27 protein-coding genes are annotated in these 23,335 nt (G+C 40.4%); 15 read left to right on the plus strand and 12 right to left on the minus strand.

All coding sequences use genetic code 11. The features are described from left to right. Window positions 1-527 precede the first annotated feature (527 nt). From D5F11_RS10665 to fumC, 3 genes are all read left to right on the plus strand, one after another. Window positions 528-707, plus strand: coding sequence for a hypothetical protein (locus tag D5F11_RS10665; RefSeq protein ID WP_120116311.1), 180 nt, complete (start codon window positions 528-530; stop codon window positions 705-707). An 800-nt stretch (window positions 708-1,507) separates the two neighbouring features. After that, complete coding sequence (locus D5F11_RS10670; protein WP_120116312.1) at window positions 1,508-3,589, plus strand: transglycosylase domain-containing protein; 2,082 nt, start codon at window positions 1,508-1,510, stop codon at window positions 3,587-3,589. Between the two features lie 107 nt (window positions 3,590-3,696). Continuing rightward, window positions 3,697-5,076, plus strand: coding sequence for a class II fumarate hydratase (fumC, locus tag D5F11_RS10675; protein WP_120116313.1), 1,380 nt, complete (start codon window positions 3,697-3,699; stop codon window positions 5,074-5,076). 119 nt (window positions 5,077-5,195) lie between these two features. On the opposite strand, the gene D5F11_RS10680 is transcribed toward fumC, so the two are convergent. Next, window positions 5,196-5,399 (minus strand): alpha/beta-type small acid-soluble spore protein, encoded by a 204-nt coding sequence (locus tag D5F11_RS10680; protein WP_120116542.1) that lies wholly within the window; start codon window positions 5,397-5,399, stop codon window positions 5,196-5,198. A gap of 234 nt (window positions 5,400-5,633) precedes the next feature. On the opposite strand from D5F11_RS10680, the gene D5F11_RS10685 reads away from it, so the two are divergent. Further along, complete coding sequence (locus D5F11_RS10685) at window positions 5,634-5,882, plus strand: hypothetical protein (protein WP_120116314.1); 249 nt, start codon at window positions 5,634-5,636, stop codon at window positions 5,880-5,882. Window positions 5,883-5,915: 33 nt separating this feature from the next. On the opposite strand, the gene D5F11_RS10690 is transcribed toward D5F11_RS10685, so the two are convergent. From D5F11_RS10690 to D5F11_RS10700, 3 genes are all read right to left on the minus strand, one after another. Then, window positions 5,916-6,113, minus strand: coding sequence for a hypothetical protein (locus D5F11_RS10690; protein WP_120116315.1), 198 nt, complete (start codon window positions 6,111-6,113; stop codon window positions 5,916-5,918). Window positions 6,114-6,185: 72 nt separating this feature from the next. Then, window positions 6,186-6,404 carry a YheE family protein gene (locus tag D5F11_RS10695; RefSeq protein WP_120116316.1) on the minus strand — a complete coding sequence of 73 codons (219 nt, stop codon included), beginning with the start codon at window positions 6,402-6,404 and terminating at the stop codon, window positions 6,186-6,188. A 61-nt stretch (window positions 6,405-6,465) separates the two neighbouring features. After that, window positions 6,466-7,827, minus strand: coding sequence for a YheC/YheD family endospore coat-associated protein (locus D5F11_RS10700; protein ID WP_120116317.1), 1,362 nt, complete (start codon window positions 7,825-7,827; stop codon window positions 6,466-6,468). A gap of 496 nt (window positions 7,828-8,323) precedes the next feature. Here D5F11_RS10700 and D5F11_RS10705 point away from each other — a divergent pair, with 496 nt between their 5' ends. The 3 genes from D5F11_RS10705 to D5F11_RS10715 all read left to right on the plus strand — a co-directional run bounded on the left by D5F11_RS10705 (window position 8,324) and on the right by D5F11_RS10715 (window position 11,175). Beyond that, window positions 8,324-9,463 (plus strand): DUF445 domain-containing protein, encoded by a 1,140-nt coding sequence (locus D5F11_RS10705; protein ID WP_120116318.1) that lies wholly within the window; start codon window positions 8,324-8,326, stop codon window positions 9,461-9,463. Window positions 9,464-9,490: 27 nt separating this feature from the next. Then, window positions 9,491-9,841, plus strand: a complete 351-nt coding sequence (locus tag D5F11_RS10710; protein WP_120116544.1) for a YlbF/YmcA family competence regulator — start codon at window positions 9,491-9,493, stop codon at window positions 9,839-9,841. Between the two features lie 407 nt (window positions 9,842-10,248). Beyond that, the gene (locus tag D5F11_RS10715; protein WP_120116319.1) at window positions 10,249-11,175 is read left to right on the plus strand and encodes a Cof-type HAD-IIB family hydrolase; all 927 of its coding nucleotides are present in this window, start codon (window positions 10,249-10,251) and stop codon (window positions 11,173-11,175) included. A gap of 47 nt (window positions 11,176-11,222) precedes the next feature. On the opposite strand, the gene D5F11_RS10720 is transcribed toward D5F11_RS10715, so the two are convergent. After that, a complete protein-coding gene (locus D5F11_RS10720; protein WP_120116320.1) occupies window positions 11,223-11,408 on the minus strand; it encodes a YhzD family protein in 186 nt (61 codons plus the stop codon). 127 nt (window positions 11,409-11,535) lie between these two features. On the opposite strand from D5F11_RS10720, the gene D5F11_RS10725 reads away from it, so the two are divergent. The 4 genes from D5F11_RS10725 (at window position 11,536) to D5F11_RS10740 (ending at window position 17,055) form a co-directional block, all read left to right on the plus strand. Next, entirely contained in the window at window positions 11,536-12,780 is a 1,245-nt protein-coding gene (locus tag D5F11_RS10725; RefSeq protein ID WP_120116321.1) for a metallophosphoesterase family protein, read from the plus strand. Between the two features lie 15 nt (window positions 12,781-12,795). Then, window positions 12,796-15,771 (plus strand): ATP-binding protein, encoded by a 2,976-nt coding sequence (locus tag D5F11_RS10730; protein WP_120116322.1) that lies wholly within the window; start codon window positions 12,796-12,798, stop codon window positions 15,769-15,771. 66 nt (window positions 15,772-15,837) lie between these two features. Beyond that, window positions 15,838-16,782, plus strand: coding sequence for a 3'-5' exoribonuclease YhaM (gene yhaM / locus D5F11_RS10735; protein WP_120116323.1), 945 nt, complete (start codon window positions 15,838-15,840; stop codon window positions 16,780-16,782). 84 nt (window positions 16,783-16,866) lie between these two features. Continuing rightward, a complete protein-coding gene (locus D5F11_RS10740) occupies window positions 16,867-17,055 on the plus strand; it encodes a sporulation YhaL family protein (protein ID WP_120116324.1) in 189 nt (62 codons plus the stop codon). A gap of 110 nt (window positions 17,056-17,165) precedes the next feature. Here the strand turns inward: D5F11_RS10740 and D5F11_RS10745 are convergent, their stop codons facing one another. Further along, window positions 17,166-18,083, minus strand: coding sequence for a peptidylprolyl isomerase (locus tag D5F11_RS10745; RefSeq protein WP_120116325.1), 918 nt, complete (start codon window positions 18,081-18,083; stop codon window positions 17,166-17,168). A gap of 179 nt (window positions 18,084-18,262) precedes the next feature. On the opposite strand from D5F11_RS10745, the gene D5F11_RS10750 reads away from it, so the two are divergent. Together D5F11_RS10750 and D5F11_RS10755 are read left to right on the plus strand one after the other, a co-directional pair. Beyond that, window positions 18,263-18,352, plus strand: a complete 90-nt coding sequence (locus tag D5F11_RS10750) for a YjcZ family sporulation protein (protein WP_018705487.1) — start codon at window positions 18,263-18,265, stop codon at window positions 18,350-18,352. 89 nt (window positions 18,353-18,441) lie between these two features. Continuing rightward, window positions 18,442-18,534 (plus strand): YjcZ family sporulation protein, encoded by a 93-nt coding sequence (locus D5F11_RS10755; RefSeq protein WP_120116326.1) that lies wholly within the window; start codon window positions 18,442-18,444, stop codon window positions 18,532-18,534. Between the two features lie 101 nt (window positions 18,535-18,635). Here the strand turns inward: D5F11_RS10755 and D5F11_RS27400 are convergent, their stop codons facing one another. Then, entirely contained in the window at window positions 18,636-18,815 is a 180-nt protein-coding gene (locus tag D5F11_RS27400) for a hypothetical protein (protein ID WP_120116547.1), read from the minus strand. 112 nt (window positions 18,816-18,927) lie between these two features. Next, on the minus strand, window positions 18,928-19,473 hold the full coding sequence (locus D5F11_RS10765) for a DUF3267 domain-containing protein (protein ID WP_120116327.1): 546 nt from the start codon (window positions 19,471-19,473) through the stop codon (window positions 18,928-18,930). 144 nt (window positions 19,474-19,617) lie between these two features. On the opposite strand from D5F11_RS10765, the gene D5F11_RS10770 reads away from it, so the two are divergent. Beyond that, the gene (locus tag D5F11_RS10770; protein WP_120116328.1) at window positions 19,618-19,950 is read left to right on the plus strand and encodes a DUF1878 family protein; all 333 of its coding nucleotides are present in this window, start codon (window positions 19,618-19,620) and stop codon (window positions 19,948-19,950) included. A gap of 9 nt (window positions 19,951-19,959) precedes the next feature. Here D5F11_RS10770 and D5F11_RS10775 read toward each other — a convergent pair whose 3' ends face one another. Both D5F11_RS10775 and D5F11_RS10780 read right to left on the minus strand, forming a co-directional pair. Then, on the minus strand, window positions 19,960-20,529 hold the full coding sequence (locus D5F11_RS10775) for an HTH-type transcriptional regulator Hpr (RefSeq protein ID WP_120116329.1): 570 nt from the start codon (window positions 20,527-20,529) through the stop codon (window positions 19,960-19,962). Window positions 20,530-20,674: 145 nt separating this feature from the next. Further along, complete coding sequence (locus tag D5F11_RS10780) at window positions 20,675-21,052, minus strand: YtxH domain-containing protein (protein WP_120116330.1); 378 nt, start codon at window positions 21,050-21,052, stop codon at window positions 20,675-20,677. A 463-nt stretch (window positions 21,053-21,515) separates the two neighbouring features. On the opposite strand from D5F11_RS10780, the gene yhzF reads away from it, so the two are divergent. Continuing rightward, the gene (gene yhzF / locus D5F11_RS28325) at window positions 21,516-21,719 is read left to right on the plus strand and encodes a membrane protein YhzF (protein WP_484385943.1); all 204 of its coding nucleotides are present in this window, start codon (window positions 21,516-21,518) and stop codon (window positions 21,717-21,719) included. 38 nt (window positions 21,720-21,757) lie between these two features. Here the strand turns inward: yhzF and D5F11_RS10785 are convergent, their stop codons facing one another. Next, complete coding sequence (locus D5F11_RS10785) at window positions 21,758-22,279, minus strand: tryptophan transporter (RefSeq protein ID WP_120116336.1); 522 nt, start codon at window positions 22,277-22,279, stop codon at window positions 21,758-21,760. A gap of 148 nt (window positions 22,280-22,427) precedes the next feature. Further along, window positions 22,428-22,850 carry an HIT family protein gene (locus tag D5F11_RS10790; RefSeq protein ID WP_120116338.1) on the minus strand — a complete coding sequence of 141 codons (423 nt, stop codon included), beginning with the start codon at window positions 22,848-22,850 and terminating at the stop codon, window positions 22,428-22,430. Window positions 22,851-23,335: the final 485 nt, after the last annotated feature.

Consider the following 23,335-nt stretch of genomic DNA (forward strand, 5'->3'; position numbering starts at 1 on the left):
AAAAATTAAATAGCTGGAGCTTATTTGGCATGCCTTTTTTTGAAAACCCTATGAAAATGACCATCTCCTCATCAGATTACACTCCATTTCCAGTAAATTTTTGGGAATTCAGGAATTTACTCGTTTGGAATACCGAGAGTATATTTATATCAGTTGAAGAGTAAAAAGACTCACTTAAATAATAAATTTATGCATTTTATTTAAAAGTTTACTAGATATATATGACACATTTTGTAGGTTATGCCTAAAAAGAACAAATTCCATCAATTTTTTTAACGTATTATCATACAGAAAATATATAAAACAGAAAATATAGTCTTGTATTTTTATATTCAAAAACGTGAAATTCCCCTTGTAGACTATATTTTTTGAAAAGTTGATAAAATGTACCTATATACTTTTTTTGGAAGCCTATTTATAATAGATATAATTTAGTAAATATCTACCCATTATATTTGGTGCAAAATGGCGATTTTTCAAACATAAGAAATTTTGCAAGTCAAATCTTGTAGAATGGAGTAGGTAATATGAAAAATGAAGAGAGTAAAACCAGATCGATGGATCCAGTGATAAAAAAGTGTATGAAGCATTTGGAAATCATTGGAGCAGATGATAAAACAAGGCAAATTGTTTATATGTATATGAAGACACTGGAAGATAAGTTGACAAAGGTGAATGAAAAAGAACTCGATCACCAATCCCCTTAAACAATCGGAAAACCCGGTTGTTTTTTTGTTATATGGGAAATTATAAAATTCTATGCTTGTGTATATCTTGTTTATCAGATTGTGCTGTGTCCAGCTCCAGCACCTATCGACTAGCAGACTTCGCGCCTAATGTGCTCTTGCGGTAAGGATGTTAACCTCACCTCGTCGCAAAGCTGCACGAAGTTTACTCAAAGAAGTTGTCACGAGGTAATTCAAGAAGGCTGCTTTCCTACGATAAGTTAACATCGGCTCCGACGTACAGGACGTCCTAGTGCAAGCGAAGCGACAGGATGTCGCGATTGAGCCTGCCGAGTCCCATCGGTTCGAGGTCATAAGACGCCACAGGACGTGGCGATATTCGGCGGCCAGCGCTTGTCGCCCCTAAACGCCGTTTTCATGTACATCGATGAACAGGCGCTTGCGCTTTTGTTCTTATGTGACGGGTTCCAGCAACTGGCCGATTGTTTCCTCTTTCTATGGTAAGTAACATAAACTCCGGTAAAGTAGGAAGCTCTTAGTACAGTGAGCGATGAGGTGTTACGTTTCAATCCTGCCGGATCTGCGGAATGTGGGGCTTTGGCTTATGAGGTCGTCCTGTTGTTCGGTTGCAAGTGCTAGGGTTTGAGGTCACAAGTCAATCAGCTATGGAGGTTGAAAAGCATTACTGCTTTCCTTGTGCTTGCTGACCCTGAACAGCCACCCTCACTTTTCCTGTAGCTTTTCGACGGAAAAAACATTATATTATAATTGGTTTCCAAATGAATAGTTGGAGCCAGGTCAATCGAAAGTGAGGAAAAGGTATGGACCTACTTCATAAAATAAAGGATAGTATTTGGAAATTCTGGAAAAAAGCCCATCTTAATCAGATATTACTATTGGTTATTTCGTTAGTGATCTTGATTGGTCTATCATATTTTGCTTATTTGGCGAGTGCCGCCAATGTTGAATCTTTGAAAAAAGGATTGGCACAAGCAACCGTTATTTATGACAAAGATGGTGATGAAGCGAGTAAGATTTCTGCCAACCGGATGGAAGGTGTGCCGATTGCGGAGGTTCCTCAAAACTTAAAGGACGCCGTTGTTGCTATAGAAGACCATCGTTTTTATAAGCATAGAGGATTCGATGTTTATGGTATTTCCCGTGCGTTTTTTAAAAATCTGTTTGCTGGAAGAATTACGGCTGGAGGAAGTACTCTTACGCAGCAGTTAACCAAGAATGCCCTCCTTTCTCCAGAGCGGACATATAAGAGAAAGCTCGAAGAAATTTTCTTGGCAGTCGAAATCGAGAAGAAGTTTACGAAGGATGAAATATTGGAAATGTATTTAAACCAAGCCTTCTTTGGTAGCGGAGGTTGGGGAGTCCAGAATGCATCCAAAAAGTTTTTTGGTAAGGATGTAAGTCAAGTTACGCTTAGTGAAGCAGCGATGCTGGCAGGAATTGTGAATAGACCATCAGCCCTTGACCCATATAAAAATTATGATGCATCAGTTGAGAGACGAAATCTTGTTTTAAAGCAGATGTTGAATTTTGAAATGATTAGTGAATCAGAATATCAAGAAGCTGTTAATGAGAAAATTGTACTTGAAGACAAAGGAGAAGACCCGCTCAAAGGAAAGTATCCTTATTATGTAGACGCCGTTTTGAATGAGGCTATTAACCAATACGGTTTAACTCAGGAAGAAATACTGACGCGAGGTTATAAAATCTACACAGAGATGGATCAAAATGTTCAGGCTGGTTTAGAAAGGGTATATGCAAATAACTCTCTTTTTCCAGTAAGTCCAGACGGAACGCTTGCGCAAAGCGGGGCCATCATGCTTGACCCTAAGACAGGAGGAATCCGTGGATTAATCGGCGGCAGAGGTGAACACTCATTCCGTGCATATAACAGGGCGACACAATTAAAGGCACAACCAGGTTCCGTTATGAAGCCTATTGCTGTATACACACCTGCGCTTGAAGAAGGTTATACGGCAGAATCTATGTTAAAAGATGAAGAGGGCATGACATTTGGGAACTATAAACCGAAAAATTTTAATGGGCAATACGCAGGAGAAGTCCAGTTGTATACTGCTGTTGAACAATCACTAAATGTTCCGGCTGTCTGGCTTTTGAATGAAATGGGGTTGGATAAAGGGATTGCATCCACTAAGGAATTCGGGCTGCCTATCCAAAAAGAAGATGAAAACCTTAGCCTGGCTTTGGGTGGCACGACCACCGGGTATTCCCCACAGCAAATGGCAGAGGCTTATTCAGTTTTTGCTAATGAAGGAAAAAGGGAAAAAAGCCATATTATTACGAAAATCGTCGGACCTACAGAGAATGTAGAAGGCGAATTCAAGCCAAAAACCAAACGGGTGACAAGTCGTAAAACTGCCGAAAAAATGACAGCCATCCTTCTTAATGTAGTAGAGACAGGGACTGGGCGGAACGCAAAAGTTCCTGAGTATGAAATTGCCGGAAAAACCGGGTCAACACAGCTTCCTTATCCGGAAATAAAAGATGGTACGAAAGACCAATGGTTTGTCGGCTATACGCCGAACCTTGTGGGAGCTGTCTGGCTTGGTTATGATTTAACCGATAGAAACCATTATTTAAGAGGTTCAAGCAGTGAAACAGTTGTCCCTATTTTCCGCTCGATGATGGAGCAGACATTACCTCATGTTGAAAAAAGCGAGTTTGGGACACCATCCATCAATGAGCGTCTTGAGGAAGAACGGAAAAAAGAAGAGAAATCCTTAAAAGAACAACTGAAAAATTTTGATGATAAGATGATTGATGAAGCAAAAAAATGGAAAGATAAATTGGAAAACGGAAAGAGCAGTTTTAAAAAGCTTGAAGAAAAGCTAAAAGAAACGTATAGGCGATTCCAAAATGAATAACTTTGTTAATTTTTGAAGTTTTATATGATTTATGTCACAGAAGATGAAATTTTTGTCGATATATGAGAGAATACTTATTGGTTAAAACATAGAGGAGGCATGTAAGAATGGAATTCCGCATTGAACGGGATACGATTGGTGAAATTAAAGTGCCTGCAGATAAATACTGGGGCGCACAAACTCAGCGGAGCAAGCAGAATTTTAAAATTGGAAATGAAAAAATGCCTTTGGAAGTCATTAAGGCTTTTGCTCAATTAAAAAAAGCTGCTGCATTCACAAATAATGGGCTTGGTAAGTTATCTGATGCCAAGAAGGAAGCGATCGTTACAGCATGTGATGAAGTGCTGGACGGTAAATTCGACGAACATTTTCCGCTGGTTGTATGGCAGACGGGAAGCGGCACACAGTCCAACATGAATGTGAATGAGGTTCTTGCTCGTAGAGCTAATGAATTATTACCAGAGGGTTCTGAAGAAAAGGTTCATCCAAATGATGATATCAACATGTCCCAGAGCTCTAACGATACATTCCCGACAGCAATGCATATTGCTGCATATCATGCAATTTACCATGACTTGATTCCTGCCTTGGGCCAATTGAAACAAACGCTTTTTGAAAAAGAAAAAGCGAATATGGATATTATTAAAATTGGCCGCACTCATTTGCAGGATGCTACTCCACTCACGCTTGGCCAAGAAATCAGCGGTTGGAGAGCAATGGTTGAAAAAAGTGAGAAAATGATCAAAGAAAGTGCCGAACATCTTCTTAACCTGGCTATTGGAGGAACGGCTGTCGGCACAGGGATCAATGCTGAACCTATCTTTGGCGACAAAGTGGCGGAACAGCTAAGTAGGCAAACCGGATATTCTTTTGTTTCATCTGACAATAAGTTCCACGCTCTAACAAGCCATGATGAAATTGTTTTCGTGCATGGAGCATTGAAGGGACTTGCTGGCGATTTGACAAAAATTGCGAACGATGTTCGCTGGCTTGCCAGCGGTCCACGCAGCGGTATTGGAGAAATTTCGATTCCTGCCAATGAACCGGGAAGTTCTATCATGCCTGGAAAAGTGAATCCGACACAAAGTGAGGCACTTACAATGGTTGGAGTTCAAGTGTTTGGTAACGATGCGGCTATCGGCTTTGCTGCAAGCCAAGGAAATTTTGAATTAAACGTTTATAAACCGGTAATTATTTACAACTTCTTACAGTCAGTTCACCTACTTGCAGACTCAATGATTTCATTTAATGAAAAATGTGTCCAAGGTCTTGAGCCGAATATTGAAGTCATTGAGGAGAATGTGAACCGTTCACTCATGCTCGTTACAGCGCTGAACCCTCATATCGGATATGAAAAAGCTGCTGAAATTGCCAAGCTTGCATTCAAAGAAGGTACAACTTTGAAAGAAGCTGCTATCAAAACTGGATATTTGACAGAAGAGCAATACGACGAATGGATTGATCCGAAAAAAATGGTTCATCTATAAAGAAAAGCGTAGGGCGACGCTTAGCAGGGGTCAGACCCCCTTTAGTCTCCTAAAGGGGGTCTGACCCCATACGAAAGGCCCCCGAATTTTCGGGGGCCTTTTTGCCATGTTATATTCACTTATTGTTGAGGGTAACCGCCAAGCTGTTGTTGCGCCATTGCAACGAGACGCTTTGTAATTTCTCCACCGACAGAACCGTTAGCACGTGAAGTTGTATCTGCACCAAGATTCACGCCAAATTCCTGGGCGATTTCAACCTTCATTTGGTCAATTGCTTGCTCAGCACCAGAAACCAAAATTTGATTTGAATTGTTATTAGCCATGTTGTCATCTCCTTGTTTGTTGATAATAAGATTGGCTGGGTTAGTCGGATTTGCACCGACACACATGCATGTGACCTTCTTGGAATTTAACCCATCGTTTATAATATTTATTATGTTTTTTCAAAATGAAAATATGCAGGAGGGGGAGTGGAAGTTTTTACCTGATGTAATAGCCGGGTGTCATACATGTATTCTTCATTTCACGAAAAGATATATGAAAGGAGGAGGGTACGTATGAATTACTGTCGGTTATGTAACGGAATATCGCTTGAAAATCAGACTTGCTTCATATGCATGGGAATTTTGAAGGATCAAGGCAAAATATATGACTTCTACGATGATTACTCTCCTTATATGGAGATTGAATTGAATAAATTGGCTGACGGCGATCCTGAGAGCTTCCAAAAGTCGGAATGTGTTCACTTATTTGTTTGTGAAGCGTGCGGAACACAGCAAGAATTGAAAATTTTTTATGGGTGTTAACATAAGAAAGGGACCCATTATCGAGTCCCCCGGTTATTCCATACTTTCCTGTGGCGGATCCTCAGGAAAAAAATCAGTGGATTGTTCTATGTTTGTTGAATCTTCTCTCATAAAAACAGATCCTCCGGACATTCCTTCATTCTCCATCCGGTCTACATCCATGAAATATTTTTCTCGACCTTCATGGTTTGAATCTGGCAGAAAGTTATCTTTCACCTTTTTCTTTTCCATCGTATTCAGCCTCCTTAGGGGTAGTTTGGGCTGCTTATACGATAGATCATACATATAAAAAGTTGGAAAAAATTATCGTTGCTGATCGTAAACATGAAAAAGCATTAAATCATGCACCTGCTTTTCCAATGCAGTCTCGTATTGACTGACTGGCCTCTCCAATTTCCATTCGATTCTTCCGTTCTTGTGATAGACACCTTCCATTCTTTTTCCGGAGAAATAAAATGAAAATGACCACCCTGGAATTCGCTCTTCTTTATAGAGAGGCTTATATTGAAAGTGCTGTAGCACGCGGGATCACCTCGGCTTTTAGAACTATTCTAACAATTATTTTAAAAAGAATCTAAGATTATCACTCCCAAAGAAGTTGGGGAGAATGGATCGTTTTTTCCGTCAAATGAACTGCGAATGCAAGGGCGAGTTTGCTAGTCAATGCATCGGATTCTTTTAATCCGGGATGGGAGAATATTTGGCGTCCCGGTTTTGAATTGGCCTCAAACATCCAAACTTTCCCATTACAGTCTATTCCAAGATCAAAGCCGATTTCCGCAACAATCCCTCCTATATTATCTTCAATAGCAGCAGCCAGATCCAGTGCAGCTTTATGAAGTTTATTTTGATAAATTTCCCTTTCCTCTTCTTCCGGAAAAACTTCTTCAAGGGATCGGACAACCCCTCCAAACCTGGAATGAGTGGTAGGGCTGCCATCTCCAGCTATTTTAGCGGCGATTGCACTGATATTCCATTGGCCGCTTTCATTTTTATTGACATGGACACGAAAATCCATCGGCTTTTTGTTGAGCCGTCGAAGCCGGATTCCCTGCTGTACTATCAATTTCTCAGATTCTTTCCCTTTGTACGTGTGGTTGATTAAGCCTTCGATGGAAGAAAATTTATAAAGTCGGCTTTTTTTATCAAAAAAACGGCAATAGAAATCTCCTTTTGCTGGATCATAGAGAACTTGACGAATCTTTTCTCCGTTGCTTCCGTCCGCCTTTTTCAAATATACATGCCCATAGGTTTCGACCATCCGTTCAATATCCGAAAATGACCTGAATGGATGGGTTTCAGGGAGATAATGTTCGGCACGGGAATCATTGCACAACCGCTCATGTAGTTCCAGCTTGTTGAAAAATCCTGGGTTATACCAAGGGATCAGATAGTCATTTTCCATTTTTTCTTTTACTTTTTGGAAAGAGGGCTGGCCTTCGCTCAAACGGTTTGGCAGCCGGTCATATACTACATTGGGAAAAGGAACGATCCTTTTCTTCCAGCTTTGTTCGTGATAGAAAAATCCATTTATGACCCCTTTTTCCCAATCAACATGCTTTTCACCGAATAAAAAAGGGACCGCTCCGACAGAGGCCTGTACGGACATTTGATTGGCGAAATTTTTTGTCCTTTCTCCGACAGGCAATAATTGAAAAGGTGTAAAACCTGACGTGAAAATGCCTACAAGGGGACCGAGATATAATGCTTCATCATCTTCAAAGAGGCAGAGTGACGAAACAAATTCAGGGATTCCCAAAATTTTAGCCAAACTTGAACTGATGGAAATTACATTTCTTCCATTCGGGTGCCGGCTGCATTCAGCTTCTGCAGCATTGGAACCAAATAAGACAAATTGATGTTTCCCCTTAGGCTGAAATTCCCGCGGATAATATAGTTTTATCTCGTTACTGTCAAACATTTCACATTTATATCGAACCCTCATACAAAAGCCCTCCTTTTAAAAGGTGTCCATATTTGCCCTTGTGCACCATTATTATTTATAATCAGTTCAGACCGTACAATGCCGAACAACGGAACTAGGCGGATTCCCCATATCGTATGACGGAGAATATGTCCTTGTTCAAGAGAAAGTATAAAATCAAATAGGGTTAACTTCGACGGATAGAAGGTCCTGGTGCCGACGACGTATAGGAAGTCATGTCTTGAGCCTGCGACGTACAGGAAGTACTAGTGCAAGCGAAGCGACAGGAGGTCGCGTCCTGAGCCTGCCGACGCCACAGGACGTTAAGTCAAGTCAGTGATGGTGATGGCTGAGGAACAGCCTCATTTCAATTCGCCTTGTAAATAGCATTTTGGTTCGAAAGTGAAATTACCTTAGTTCTGTTCTAGCGCCATAACCCTGTAAAAGATCAAACTGCTTTCCTTTGGTGGCTGAAAAACTGTTACCTGAGGAACCATCCCTAAAGGAGAGAAAATGTATGTCAAGCTGGTTTACAATCATACCTTTCATGGTTATTATCGGAGCCGTAATAGGAGGATTCACCAACTTTTTGGCAATCCGGATGCTGTTTCGGCCATATCGCACGCTCTATATTGGCAAATGGCAGGTACCATTTACACCAGGCTTAATTCCGAAGCGACAGGGTGAATTGGCAGCCCAAATCGGAAAGCTCGTTGTAGGCTATCTGGTAACGCCTGAAAGCATTTATAAAAAACTGACAGATGAGTCGTTCAAACGTGATACAGAGGAATGGATTCACACCAAATTGAACAGTTGGCTGGAAAAAGGGGTGACACCGGAAGAAATACTGAACCAATTTGGAATGAGTAATCCCGTGGAGAAAATGAAGTCAGTGATCGATAAGGCGATTGAAAAAAAATATGTCTCACTTAAAATGAAGTATCTGAACGAGCCGATAGGGGATATTCTGCCCGATCAGCTTACAGAAACTATTTACAGCAAAATCCCCGGATTGGCCGATCAAATCATTAAAAAAGGGGAAGATTATTTTTCCAGCGATGAGGGAAAAGAAAAAATCAGGCTCATGATCGAGAATTTTTTGAAAAACAGAGGAAAGCTTTGGAATCTGGTTCAGATGTTCATTGGTGAAGAGCAACTGGCGGATAAAATGCAGCCGGAAATTATGAGGTTTCTTCATAATAAAGGAACAAGGGATCTCCTGATATCCATTTTAGAAGAGGAAGGACGAAAGTTAGAACAAAGAAAGTTGGAAGAGTTTTATTCTGGAGTAAATGAGGAGAAAGTCCTGCATTTTTTAAAAAAGGAGGCAGCCGAGCTTTTTCCGCTTGAAGGGTATTTGCAAAAACCTGTTAAAGAGCTGATTGAACCATATAAAATTCAACTGTTGGATAGGGGAGTGCCACGGCTGCTTGCATCAGCAGGCGAATATTTAACGCAACAATCGGGTGAAATCCTTGAGCGTTTTCAAGTGGAGGATATTGTACGGAAGGAAATTGAGTTATTTTCCCTTGAGCGCTTGGAAGAACTGGTTATAGCTGTTGCAAAAAAAGAACTCGTGATGATTACTTACCTTGGCGCACTGCTTGGGGGCTTGATCGGCATGATCCAAGGAATCATTGTAACGGTCACTTCATAGTATGTTACACTTGGGTGAGGAGGGATGATCATGAACAACTTGTATGACTTTGCGTACGACCTTGAAAAAGCGATGCGAAACAGTGATGAATTCAAGCATTTGAAAGAGATGTATGGATCTGTTACTAACGACAGTGAAGCAAGTAGAATGTTTGACGAGTTCCGCAATGTCCAGATGCAGCTTCAGCAAAAACAAATGGAAGGGCAGCATATTTCGGAGGAAGAGGTTATGCATGCTCAGGAAATAGCCAACAGAGTGCAGCAAAATGAGAAAGTGACTAGACTCATGGAAGCAGAACAGCGGATGAGTATGACAATTGCAGAACTGAATAAAATTATCATGAAGCCGCTGGATGAATTATATAGTTCTTTTTCTTAAAAAGGCTCCTCTTTGTGTGGTGACCCCCAAAAGTTAGATTTTTGACTCTAACTTTCGGGGTGCACTTCACTGAGGGGCTTTTTTTGAACGGTCCAAAAATCCGAAAACTGTCCGATAATGAAAGATTGCTATCAAAAATTAAGGATACTGTCCAAGAATGAAGGTTACTGTCCCAAAAATAAGGTTACTATCCAAAAAATTCCGAATAAAAAGCAATTCTATCCAGAGTTTACTCATAAGGTTTCACGGTCTGTGCTTCTTCTGGAGTCCCTAGGCAGTCACTCCATCACCCCTGCAAAATGATAAAACAATGTTCGTCAGCAGTTTCTCAAATTTCCGGTTCTATATAAAAGGCGTGTCTCGTATAAATAAGAAGAGGTAGGAGACCTTCGCAAAGGGGGAGCATCATGACCTATAAAATGCTTGTTTTAAATATTGATGGAACGTTGTTGCAAGATAATGGCCGCATTCATAAGCAAACCCGTGAAGCGATTGAGTTCGCTCTTCAAAAAGGGATTCATATAGTATTGGCAACAACAAGGAATTTTCCTGCGGCAAAACGAACGGCAAAGTCTTTGAAGATAAAAGATTATATTATTGCTCACCAGGGGGCTTTTATTGCAAAAAATATAAGCAAACCCATCTATGTTCAAAGAATCCATGAGCAGATTGCAAGTGAAATTACCGCATTTTTAGAATCTTTTTCATGCCAAATCAGACTCGTCCATGAGAAATTTTTAATCGGCAATAAAGTAAAACTTCCGAACAACATGATGGCAAAGGTCGTTTTTCAATCGGCCAATCGTTTTGTTTATCAGGAACGGTATGTTGACTCTATTAGTGAAAAACTGGTGGATCAGTCGGTTTCTCCGCCCAACTTTGAAGTAGTATTTTTTGATGAAAATGAAATGACTGATGCCATGACGGCAATAAAGAAAATGTACAGTGAGGTTGTCTGTATTCCAATTGACCCTTTGAAAATGGCCATTGTGCCAGCAGGGGTCTCCAAGCTGGAAGCTGTAAGATTTGTTTGTAGCCAGTACGGCATTAGTAAGCATGAGGTGGTTTCCATTGGGGCTGGTGTGGATGATCTTTCTCTTATGCAATGGTCTGGGCTTGGTGTCGCCATGGGGAATGCTCCGAAGGAGGTTCACGATGCCGCCGATTGGATCACAAGAACAAATAATGATAATGGTGTGGCGTATATGGTCAAAGAGCATTTCAGAAAACAGTATCGCCTTGGCTTCTTGAACAATTTAAAGAAATCAGATTTACCCGAGGATGGTTATGATAACCCTTTTCTGATCAGTTCGGAAAAAAATAAATTTGAGTGAAGGTACCGAAGACTGCCTATTAATGGGCAGTCTTCTTCACTTTCATGTTAGCGATGGAATAGAAGTAGTTTCCCAGCGGGGGACGAGCAGCGATGTGTTCTGTTGAGTAGTCCTTTATCTGTTAGGATCGCTGTTCCTTTTTCTTTGGCTTCGCTGTCATCCATAGCCTCGAAGCTCTCATCCAGTAGTTTTTCTCCTGAGGGTTCAAAGGCAGTAATTTTGTAAATTCCCATTTTTCAGCCTCCTTGTCTTGTATCTATTGTTACATATTTTTGAAAAAGGGAAAAGCGCAATGTAAGGAGATATGGAAGAAATTTGTCCATTCATGTATAATGATAGAACGTATATTCGATTGAGGTGATGGCATTGGAGCAAATTCGTTTTATCCATACAGCAGATTTGCACTTGGACAGCCCCTTTCTCGGTTTAAACAAATTACCCGATAAACTGTTCAGTCGCCTGCAGGAAAGCACATTTTCCGCATTGGAGCGAATAGTGGACACAGCCATTGAAAAGAGTGTCGACTTTGTTTTGTTCGTAGGAGATCTATTTGACGGGGAGGATCGCAGCATTAAGGCACAGGCACGTTTGAGAAAACAGCTAAAGCGGCTAGAGGAAGAGGACATTTTCGCTTTTATTACATATGGCAATCATGATCATTTGGCTGGTGACTGGGTTAAGCTGGATATGCCAGACAATGTATATGTTTTTAATGAAAGCCCTGAAGCTTTCCTTTTTACAGCTAAAAATGGAGTTACGGTTCACGTTTATGGGTTCAGCTATCCAGAACGGCATGTATTGACAAGAAAAATAGATGAATATGAAAAAGTACCTGGTGCAGATTTGCATATTGCGATGCTCCATGGAAGTGAAGACGGACATTCAGGCTCCCATCAGCCATATGCGCCATTTACCATACGTGAACTGAAGGAAAAAGCTATGGACTATTGGGCGCTTGGGCATATTCATAAAAGCAGGGTACTGCATTCGGATCCATATATTGTTTATCCAGGTAATACGCAGGGGCGGCACAGGAAGGAAGAAGGGGAGAAAGGCTGTTATTTTGTTACGATGACAAAGGAGGGACAAACGGAGCTGGAATTCATTGAAACAGCGGATATAAGATGGGAATCGGTCCGTATCGATTTGAAGGAAAAAATGGGGATGACGCAATTCTATACCTCATGTATGACAGCAATGGAATCACTAGGAAGTAAGGGGCAAAGTATCCTTTGTCAGGTAATGATAGCCAACCCATATCATCTTTCCCAAAAATTGTTGAAAACAATAGAAAATGGGGAGTTCATTGAAATGCTTCAGGACGAGGTTTTTCTTGATGATGATTTTATTTGGCCTTATCATGTGAAGCTTGAAGAGAATTTAAAGGATGAAAAAAAACTTATATCAGATGATGCCTTTTTGAATGTGCTCGAAGAAGCCGCCAGTGAGCTGTTTCATGCAGATGTATTCGATCAAGCTGTATCCGATTTATTTTCACATACATATGGCAGCAGATACCTTGATGCTATTGATGGGCCCGAAAGAGAACAGATATTGCAATCAGCAAAGAAGTTGGTGCTTAGATGTCTGTCCGAAGTAGACTGAAAGGGGGCGGATTTCTTGAAATTAAAACAAATACATATATATGGATATGGCAGGCTTCATGATTTCACAGCGGACAACCTTTCAGATCTCCAATTGTTTTATGGAGAAAATGAAGCGGGTAAATCTACGATCATGTCTTTTATCCACAGTATCCTTTTTGGATTTCCCACCCTGCAGCAATCCGAATTAAGATATGAGCCGAAAACCCAATCTTCATATGGAGGCAAGCTTATTTTCGATACGGAGAAATATGGTGAGGTGGTTATTGAACGAGTAAAAGGAAAAGCAGCGGGTGATGTCACTGTCTTGCTTGAAGATGGACCTGCGGAAGCATCGGATTTTCTCCCGAAGCTACTGAACGGAATGGATAAAAAAATGTACCGGAGTATTTTTTCCTTTGATCTTCAAGGTCTTCAGGAAATCCAGCACCTAAAGGAAGAAGAAATCGGAAAATACTTGATTGCAGCCGCTACCATCGGATCTGACGGGCTCCTAAGGGCAGAACAACAAATCCAGAAGGAGCTTCAAGAGCTTTTTAAACCCGGAGGCCGCAGGCCGATTCTCAATGATCTATTGAAAAACCTTCGTCAACAGGATCAGCAGCTTAAAAGAGCAAAACAGGAGAATGCAGCATACGAATCACTTTTAACTGAAATCCAAAAAATCAACAGTAGAGTGGAAGCGACTAAAGAGTTTCTGAAACAAAAGAAAATAAAGTCTGAAGCTGTTAATGAATTATTTAAAAGATGGCCGCTTATAATGGAAAAAGATCAAATCAAACAGCGCCTTCTTGAACTGGGGCCTGTTCATTTTCCTGCAGATGGCTTAAAGAGATTGGAAAAATATCATGACCGGCTGCTTGAATTATCTAGTACTCTGCAGACTGTACATCAAAGAATCCGGTCCATTGAACATGAAATAAAGGAAAATGCCCTTAGACAGGAATTTGATCTGAATAAAGCGCAAATATTCGTTAACGAATGGCCCCAACAAGAGCAAGGTTTGCGGGAGTTGTCCAATTTGGACCATTCTATTGCTGAAGAACGAAAAAAGTTCGATGCTTTTCTTGCAGAACTCCATTATCCCGCCAAAATGGTCGAAAAGATCAACAGCTTGAATTTGGGTATAGACATGAAAGCTAGAATGACGGAAACTCTTCAACAATATATCAGATCAGAAGACCGGCTGAAAGATTTGGCAGATCGGCTCAAGGACGGCAGAAAAGTGGTCATTGACCTTGAAAATAGATGCAAAGAGATAGAACAGCAGTTTGTGAGTGAAAGTGTTTTTAAAGAATGGAGAATCCATTACGAGGAGCAGGCATCGACAGCGAGCCTGAAGGAGGAAAAGTCGAAGCTTGAAAAGGAAATCGAGGAGCTTGAAAAGAGGAAGAAGCATGAGAAGGATTTGCTCCACAAAAAGAAAAGGCAGTCCCTCATTGTGTCAGCTACATTTCTTTTTATCTCTCTTGGAATGCTTATTTGGAGCTTCATATCCAAACAGTGGTCGATGATTTTTGCCGCCATATTAGGAATGACCTTTTCCGGTTACTTTATTAGAAAAGTTGAGGGAACTGGAATTGATTTCATAACCGAAACTCTCGATGGAAAACGTCGGGGGCTACAAAAATTGGAGGAACAGCTGAAAAGGGCTGCTGGCGATAACCATATCACACATCAATACGAAGATCAGCAGCGTTTGCGTATAAAGTGGAAAGAGGACTATGCGCGGCTTCAGGATGAGAAGCAGAGGGTGGCGGAAATGGAGAATTCTTTTCACCAGTTGCGAAGAATTGTCGAGGTAGAGGAAAGAAAACTGAACGAAATTAAAGCGGAGCTTGGGTTAGACGAAGGTTTTTCACATTTGAAAATGGAGGATGCATTTTCCATGCTTAAAAACCTTCAGAGTATTAGCTGCCAATTAAACGAGGCTATGGCCAAGAAAGAAAGGCTCCAAAAAGAGCAGGGAAAATGGACAGAAGGACTCTTTCAATTTCTAAGTAATGTGGGAGAACCTGTTCATGAGCCTGCGCAAGCGGTGTACTTTTTGCAAGAGACTTTGAAGAAAGAACAGGAAAAGAAGATTGTCATAAAAGAGCTTGAAAAAAAATTGTCTGAACTGAATATAGATGTCTTACAACTTAAAAATGAAGATTCCGCTATCCGGTCGAATATGAAAAAGCTTTTTGAAGCTGCTCAAGTTGATGACGAAGAGGATTTTCGTAAAAAAGCCAAGCTATCCGAGGAGAAGAATATCCTGCTGGAGCGTTTATCTCTTCTGGAAGGACAGTTAGGTGAAATAATGAATCCTTTCCACACTCAGGAAGAAATACAAACTGAAATCAAATACTTAAAAGCAGAGATTGAAAAGAAATCACAGCTGTTGGAGGAGGATCGGAATAGTCTGGCGTCCCTAAATCAGAAATTATCTTTTTTGGAAGAAGGAGGCACCTATACGGAGCAATTGCATCTTTTCCGTCAGATGCGTTCAACTTTCAACGAAGAGTCACGGAACTGGGCCAAACTGGCCATTGCCTTGAAGCTGCTTGAAAAAATCATGAAAAAATACAAGGAGGGCCGCTTTCCACAGGTAATCCGGCAAGCGGCTGAATATTTTTCATTCTTAACGGATCATGAGTATATTCATCTTCACGTCAAAGCAGATGGAAATCTAGCAGTTGAAAGGAAAGACCGGGTTTTATTCGCCCCTGAAGAATTAAGTAAAGGTACAGGTGAGCAGCTTTATATCGCTATTCGGCTTGGGCTTGTTCATGTAATGAAAAAAGAATATCCCTTTCCGGTTATTATTGATGACGGATTTGTCAACTTTGATCAAGCGAGAACAAAACGGATGCTTGAATTGGTACAAACAATCAGCCTTGATACCCAGGTTTTGCTATTTACATGTCATCGTCATATTGCCGGACAGTTTTCTGAAGATCGGATTTTTCATCTTCAGCAGAGACTGCCCACCCTAAATTTGACTGAATAATGAGGCTTGGCGAAGAGGGAGTATGTTATAATTTTTTGAGGAGAACAAAGGGAGGCTGGCGTTTGGATGTTAAAAGAATTATTGGAACATGAAGTTGGAGAGCAGGTGGATTTATTTCTCCTCGTCAAAAGTGCGTTCAGAGGAGTAGCAAGTAATGGAAAGCCATTTCTTACACTCATTTTACAAGATCGCTCCGGTGATATCGAGGCGAAGCTTTGGGATGCTTCAGACAGCGAGGTAAAAGCTTACCAACAGGGGACGATTGTACGAGTTTCCGGGGAAGTACACAATTATCGTGGAAGAATGCAGCTGAAAATAAAAAAAATTAGGCGCTCTAACCCACAGGACAATGTAAACGTCGGGGATTTACTGGAAAAAGCCCCTATATCAAAAGATGAAATTTCTAGTAAAGTAACACAATATATATTTGAAATGAAGAACCCGAATATTCAACGGATTACAAGGCATTTGCTTCGCAAATACCATGATGCGTTTCTCGAATATCCAGCTGCAACAAAAAATCACCATGAGTTTGTATCGGGCCTTGGTTATCATGTCGTTTCAATGTTGGATTTGGCTAAGGCTGTGGCGGAATTGTATCCTTCCCTTGACCGGGATTTGCTGTTTGCGGGCATTATCCTCCATGACCTCGGTAAAGTCATAGAACTATCTGGTCCTGTGGCTACAACTTATACGATTGAAGGGAACTTACTGGGACATATAACCATCATCGTCAATGAAATTGGAAAAGCTGCCGAAGAGCTGGACATTCAGGGAGAAGAAGTGGTTGTCCTTCAGCACCTAGTTCTTAGTCATCATGGAAAATTAGAGTGGGGTAGTCCAAAACAGCCTATGATCAAAGAGGCTGAAATTCTATTCTTGATTGACAATATGGACGCAAAAATGAATATGCTGGATCGTGCATTAAAACATGTTAAACCGGGAGAGTTTTCGGAAAAGGTTTTTCCGCTTGATAACCGGTCATTTTATAAGCCGACATTTCATTCTTGATGCCTCTCTCTTGAGAGGCATTTTTTTGACCACTTTTTCATATTATTACAATAAATGGACTAGCCAATGAAAGGAGAAAAGAAAATGACCTTGCCGATTTGGTTGTATTTCGTTATTGTAGGGATATTTGTCAGTGCGTTTATGGCTATCAAAACAGCGCGTGAAGACCGTGAGTTTGAAAAGGAATGGATTGAAAAAGAAGGAAAAGTCTATATTGAAAGGATGGAGGAAGAAAAGGAAAGGAAAAAGCAGGTAAGGGAAACCGGAAGTTAAACAAGATGGAGGGTTTGGATTACTGTTTTATATTGAATCGAATTCCCCCTTCAGCCATACAAAAGGGATGTTCATAAAAAATAAACCGGGCGGGCTGCCCGGTTATTATTTTATTGTTTTTCTTCTTCACTATCTGATGCGTCCCCGTCTTCTTTCGGCTCATTTAAAATCGGGTCGAAAGCTTCTTTCAGATCTTTGTCTTTCACTTTGATATCTGCTTTTTCAAGCTCTTTCTTTAAAGCTTCCTGCATCATTTCAGGATCAAGCTTGGACACTTTCAATTCATTTTCGTACTTGTCCTTTACCTTATCAAAAGACTTCTTGTCTTTCTTTTCCTTGATGTCCGTTACTTGGATGATGTGCCAGCCAAACTGGGTTTCCACAGGATTGCTGATCTCGTCTTTTTTTAATTTGAAAGCGGCCTTTTTGAACGTTTCGTCCATTTGAGGGTCGTCGATGGAAATTGTCCCCAGGTCCCCGCCTTGTTCATTGGCAGCTGTGTCTACAGAATATTTCTTTGCAAGCTTTGCAAAGTCCTCGCCTTTATCAAGCTTTGCTTTTACTTCCTTTGCTTTTTTTTCATCATCAACCAAAATGTGTCGGGCAGTTATTTCCTTTTGTTTGTTCTCATAATATTCTTTTACTTCATCTTCAGAGACTTTAATGTCTTTTGCTGCCGCTTTTTCTTGAAGAAGGTTGACTTTCATGGATTGACGGAAATCGTCTTCGTCTTTAAAGCCGCTTTGCAGAAGTGCCATTTGAAATTGTGGCCCGAGCTGTTCTTTAAGCTCGTCCATTTTTTGGTCCACTTCTTTATCAGACACTTTGTATTCTTTGGAGAGAACTTTTTCAAAAACAAGCTGCTGAAGTGCCTGCTCTCCGTACTTATCTTTCATTGCTTCGTATAATTCGTCTTTTGTGACGTTTCCAGCTTTTGTTTTGGCAACTGTATCGCCGCCTTGGCCTCCGCATCCTGCAAGACCGACAATTCCTGCAGCTAAGGAAAGGGATAATACCCATTTTTTCATGTAAGCCAACTCCCTGTTTTTTTATGTCTATGTGTTTCAATTTCTACAAATCATACTATATCACAGATGGTTGAAGAAAAAAAACAATTTCCCGAAAATCTAAGAAATTGGGCGTTTGATTCACCCAACATGCCCTTCTGGTTCATATGCTATAGCGAAAAGCAAAGGAGGTTATCAATATGGGAGGATTTGGCTATGGCGGAGGATTTGCGCTTATTGTAGTTCTGTTTATCTTGTTGATCATTGTTGGGGCAGCGTTTGTTTGGTAAAAAACATCTAAAAACTGGGCGAGTATCTAAGCATAAAAATATTGAATGAATAGAATATATGGTGAGGAATTTTTAGGAGGTGCATGTAAGTGGGCGGAGGCGCTGGATTCGGAGCAGGCTTTGCTTTGATAGTAGTATTGTTCATCTTGTTAGTCATTGTCGGAGCGTCCTGGTTTATCTAAAAATGAAATATTTCTTGAAATCATGACAGAAAATAAGGACGGTATCCACGCGGATGCCGTCCTTTCTTTTTTCCCAGTATTCCTTTGCACTTGTAGTGTTTTTAAGTGTACAAGATCTCGATGTACGAGGAGAAAAGCAAAATCGTAATCAGTATATTGATGGTGCGAAATATTTTTGGGTGCCGCTCCTCAGGTATTTCCCGTTGAACACAGAGGGAATATGTCAAGTTATTAAAAATATATAAAATAAAAATAGCAAATATTATAAACAACACCGGCAATCCGAATCTCCCCCCAACTATCTCATAAACATACGATAGCAAATTTTTCAAAAAAAAGACAGCATAAAAAATGATGCTTCCATAAGTTTTCAGCAAACTTGTGAAAGCACCGTTACTCGGAATCGTCTTCTACCAATATTTCGTAGCCTTCATCATTTTCTTCAACCAGTGCATTTTTGGGCGTAAAGAAAAGTGTTTTAAAATATAAAAGGTCAAATGCTGATATACCGTTATGGTATGCAAGCAAAATGGTAATATAGTGCCCAAATTGCGGAAAGAAAAAAATAGCTGCAATGAGCAGTACATTCAGCACAATAAATGGTAATATAAGCGCCAATCCAAATTTTGCTTTAGGAATCGGATACTCCACTTTTAAATCTATGACAGGTATAATACGAAAATACCGCTCGATTTCCCATCTCATATGTTTATAATAAGACATGATTGGTACAATATGAAATAGTTTATGAATCGGATATAGTAAAATAAAACTACATAAAAATATAAGGAAAAATTCATCATTGAATTCCCGGGCCGCAACTGTCTGCATTGTTACATAGGATACGATAAAAACCAATACGGAAATCAGAGCGGAAATAAAAAAACGTCGAAAAAAATGATATTTGTGGTGCACGTTGTAGGCTTTCCAACAATGCATGGCAACAGCCCCCCTAACTTTGTTTAAGTTTCACTCATAATGTACGACGGATGGAAGGGAATTGCAATATGATTTTTGAGGTTTTTTCGTTATGTTGTAAAAAATTGATGATTTCATGGATGATAAAAGTACGGAGGTATGAGAATGGACGAATTGAAAGAGCGAATCGAAAGGCTGGAATATCATCAAAAGCTGTTGCTGGGCATGGTCCAGCCGGTGAATAAGGATTTCGATTTGCTGATAATAAAAAAAGGAATGACTGAGAGAGAAGTAGAGGAATTTTCCCAGCTTTGTGAAGAATTAACAGATGAGATGGAAAAGCAAAAAGCGGAAAAGTTTGTTTTTCATTTTCCGCTTTTCAAACAATTCACTTCTAGATTGAACGGGAAACTCAAGCCTGAAGAAACCATACAGGCATGCTTGAATCAAAAGGTTCATCCCGAGCTAATGAAAATACTATGGCTGAATATCAAATGATATCCAATTTTATACAGCGCTGTTGATTTCAGCCTTTTCCAATCTTCTTCCCTCTTCCAAGAAATCGGATTCGAGGTTATTGAAAGATTTTTCGAAAATCTCCATAAAATCATCCCCGTATATTTGCCTTACAATCGCCATCATTTCCATGGCTTCAGGAAGTTTGCCATATAAATCCCTAAGAGGTGAAGCTCCTGTGAAAACTGAGTCAGCCTCGGGATCGTAACAATCGATTAAATCAAGCAAAAGGTCTTCTCCAAGCTTTGTCAATTTCACGTACGTATTTCGTTTATCATTCTCTTTTTTTGAAAATTGAAGATATCCACGCTCTGCCAGCTTTTTAGAGAAGTTGAAGGCAGTGGATACGTGCATTACACCAAATTTTGCAATATCTGAAATGGAGGCGCCTTTTAAATGATAGGCGATCCATAAAATATGGTGTTCATTGATATTCAAATTATACGGCTTAATCCAGTTCTGCCAATCTTTCTCAATGGTTTTCCACAATGCTTTACTTAATTGGGCCATGCGTTGGCTGAAGATCATTGCTTCTTTGACGGAAACGTGTTTGCTTGCCATTTTATTCCCCCGCTTTAAAGGTATTTCTATTATTATGCAAAAAAAATCATAAAAATGCAATCTGAAAAAAATTTGGAAAATTTTGAATGAGGTAATTAAGAGAAAGGCAAGAGCGGTTTATTTTGATCTCTTGCCTTGGAACCAATTAGGAAGGGCGTATGACACCTTTACCTTCTTCCAGCTTGTTCTCCAGCTCTGCAATCGTTTTTTGGATGTTCTTAATCTCAGTTTGCATTGCTTCTTTCGTAGGCTCGATTTCATGCTGCCATTCTTCTACGGCCATTTTTACGTCGGTTGCTAGCTCTTTGATGATTTCTTTTCCATCGTGAGAAAGCTTTGTTACGGATTCTTTCAATTCAGTTGCATTTTCTTTAAATTCGCTGGCAATCTTGATCCATTCATCTTTCGATTCCCTCATTTGTTTGCGCAGTTCTTTGCCCGATAGTGGAGCATATAGTAGAGCTGCAGCCGCACCGACAGCTCCTCCCACAAATAGTCCGTAAGTTAACATTTTTTTGTTCATTTTTCCTCCCCCTTGTTCTCTTATAAAATATTTTTCTGGATAAAAATAAACTCTCCTGATAATCACTTTACCCGAACTTGTTCATGTACACACTTTTTTTGCATAGTATATAGAAAAGCTGAAGGCGTCGTTTAGCGATGTACAGACTGGAGTGCCTTTGACGAGATAAAGGAAACACGGCGACGAAGGAGCCGATGTTGACTTATCGTAGGAAAAGGCTCGAAGTCTGCTAGTCGCTGACGCCGGAAGCTGGACAAAAGAAAAGCTGAAGCGCCTTGCTCAGCCCCGCCAAGCACAAGACGGTTCCCGAGGAGGCATTCTTTCAGCCACCACAGGGAAGAGGCTTGTGACCTCGAGGGGCTAGGCGCAGAAACTGGACAAAAGAAAAGCTGAAGTCCTTTGCTCCAAGCAAGTCCAAAAAAATTTGGAACTTCCTTTCCTTTTTACACAAGAAAGGATAGAGGTGGACAACTTGAATCTCATCAGGATTATTTTTCTCATTATGGGCACATTGATGCTCGTAAGCATGTTCTATAATGTTATTTTATACCAACGCCCGGGTATTTATCCTCCAAAGAAGGTGTTGAGGGCTCGCGCAGCTTCTTTGGGAAGCATTGGTGGAATCTTGTTCATTGTCGGTCTTTTATTTTCCCTTTTTTCCAAGTAAAATAAGAACCCTCACCAGCGGCGGGGTTCTTATTGACTTTATGAAGCTTGCTGCATAAGGTTCGTCCTTTTTAAAATCGTTTTTACAATTGGAAAAAGGACGAACATGGCGACTGCGTTCATGATTGTTGCAGGGATGACTACTGAACCGAATAGTGCTGCAAACGGTCCTGGCAAGCCGACAATAAGATAAGCCGATGTGAGGAAGACTGTACCGGAAACGATTGTGCCGATCCCCGTAAGGATAGAGACTCCAATCAAATTGGACATATTTTTCGCGATCAGCAAATAAAGTCCAAAGAAAACAAAAGCAGTAACCGGTTTGTCGATTAAGTTTGGAATAAGTCCTCCGGGGAAGCTTGAAGTGAGTCCTGCAAGTAATCCGGTGACTAAACCTAGCAAAAGCACGTTTTTCTTATCAGGGAAAAGTGCTATCCCCAAAAACATCATAGCCAGCATTGTGTCCGGCTTCATACCCATATAGATCCCAGGCATAATAAAATGCAGGGCGGCGCCGATTGCCACAAATAACGATAAAATAACAAGCGTTCTTGTATTCATTTGTAACTCTCCTCTTCTCTTCTAAACTCAACTCATAATGTCAATCCTGACATGCTCTGATGCTGCCAGCGAAAGATTAACAGTATTGTAGCATAATATTTTCTGAAAATGAAGCCTTTTTTCGTTGAGAAAGGATCGTACATCTCTTTTATTTCAATCGGCTGGAAATTTCGGCCGCCATTTGTTGTAAATCTTCAGGAGTGTATTCGGATTGATGGCTCACAAACTGCTTTGAAAAGCCGTCATTTGCATCATATCTTGGAATCAAGTGCATGTGGTAATGAAACACTTCCTGTCCGGCAAAAGAACCATTGTTGTTTAGAAGGTTTATGCCTTTTGCACCAAACTGATCTTTAATAGCCTGTGCAATTTTGGGAACCGCGGAAAAAAGCTTGGCTGCAGTTTCTTCGTCCATTTCAAAAATATCTGTTTTATGTACTTTGGGGATGACAAGTGTATGTCCTTTTGTGATTTGGCTTATATCCAAAAAAGCCAGAATATCTTCGTTTTCAAAAATCTTTGCTGACGGAAGTTCTCCATTTACAATTTTACAAAAAATACAGTTGCTCATGTCCATTCCACCTCGTATTGATATATAATAGCTCATTTTATCATAAGGGAAGGGGAACAACAAAAGCCATATTTGGCTTTGACAAGCTTAGATCGCGATGTCCTGTCGCTTCACTTTACCTTGTGCTCAGCAAGCTTAGCATGCAATCAGTACTTAAAGTGTCAGCGGCGCGTTATGTGCCTTCTCTCGAATTTGCATTCTCCGTTTGTTGAAGCAAGGCACAATAAAATGTGCAGAGCAGTTAAGCTCTGCACATTTGAAGGTTTGCGGTTCATTTTGGAAAGTGTTCTTCATCTAAACCATCGGTTTAACTAAAGAAACGTTTGATCAATCTTATCATGCCCAACGCAATCATCCCCTTATGAAGGTGCAGATTACAGTTCATGCAATTGATTTGACTTTCCGCGTTTACTGCAGTTCAGTGTCTACGACAACCACCCCAGCTTCGCTTTTTCCCGCTCCTTCAAATATATATTGTGCATTTT

Origin of the sequence: Siminovitchia terrae, from assembly GCF_003605405.2 — a bacterium.
GTDB classification, from domain to species: Bacteria; Bacillota; Bacilli; order Bacillales; family Bacillaceae_C; genus Siminovitchia; species Siminovitchia terrae.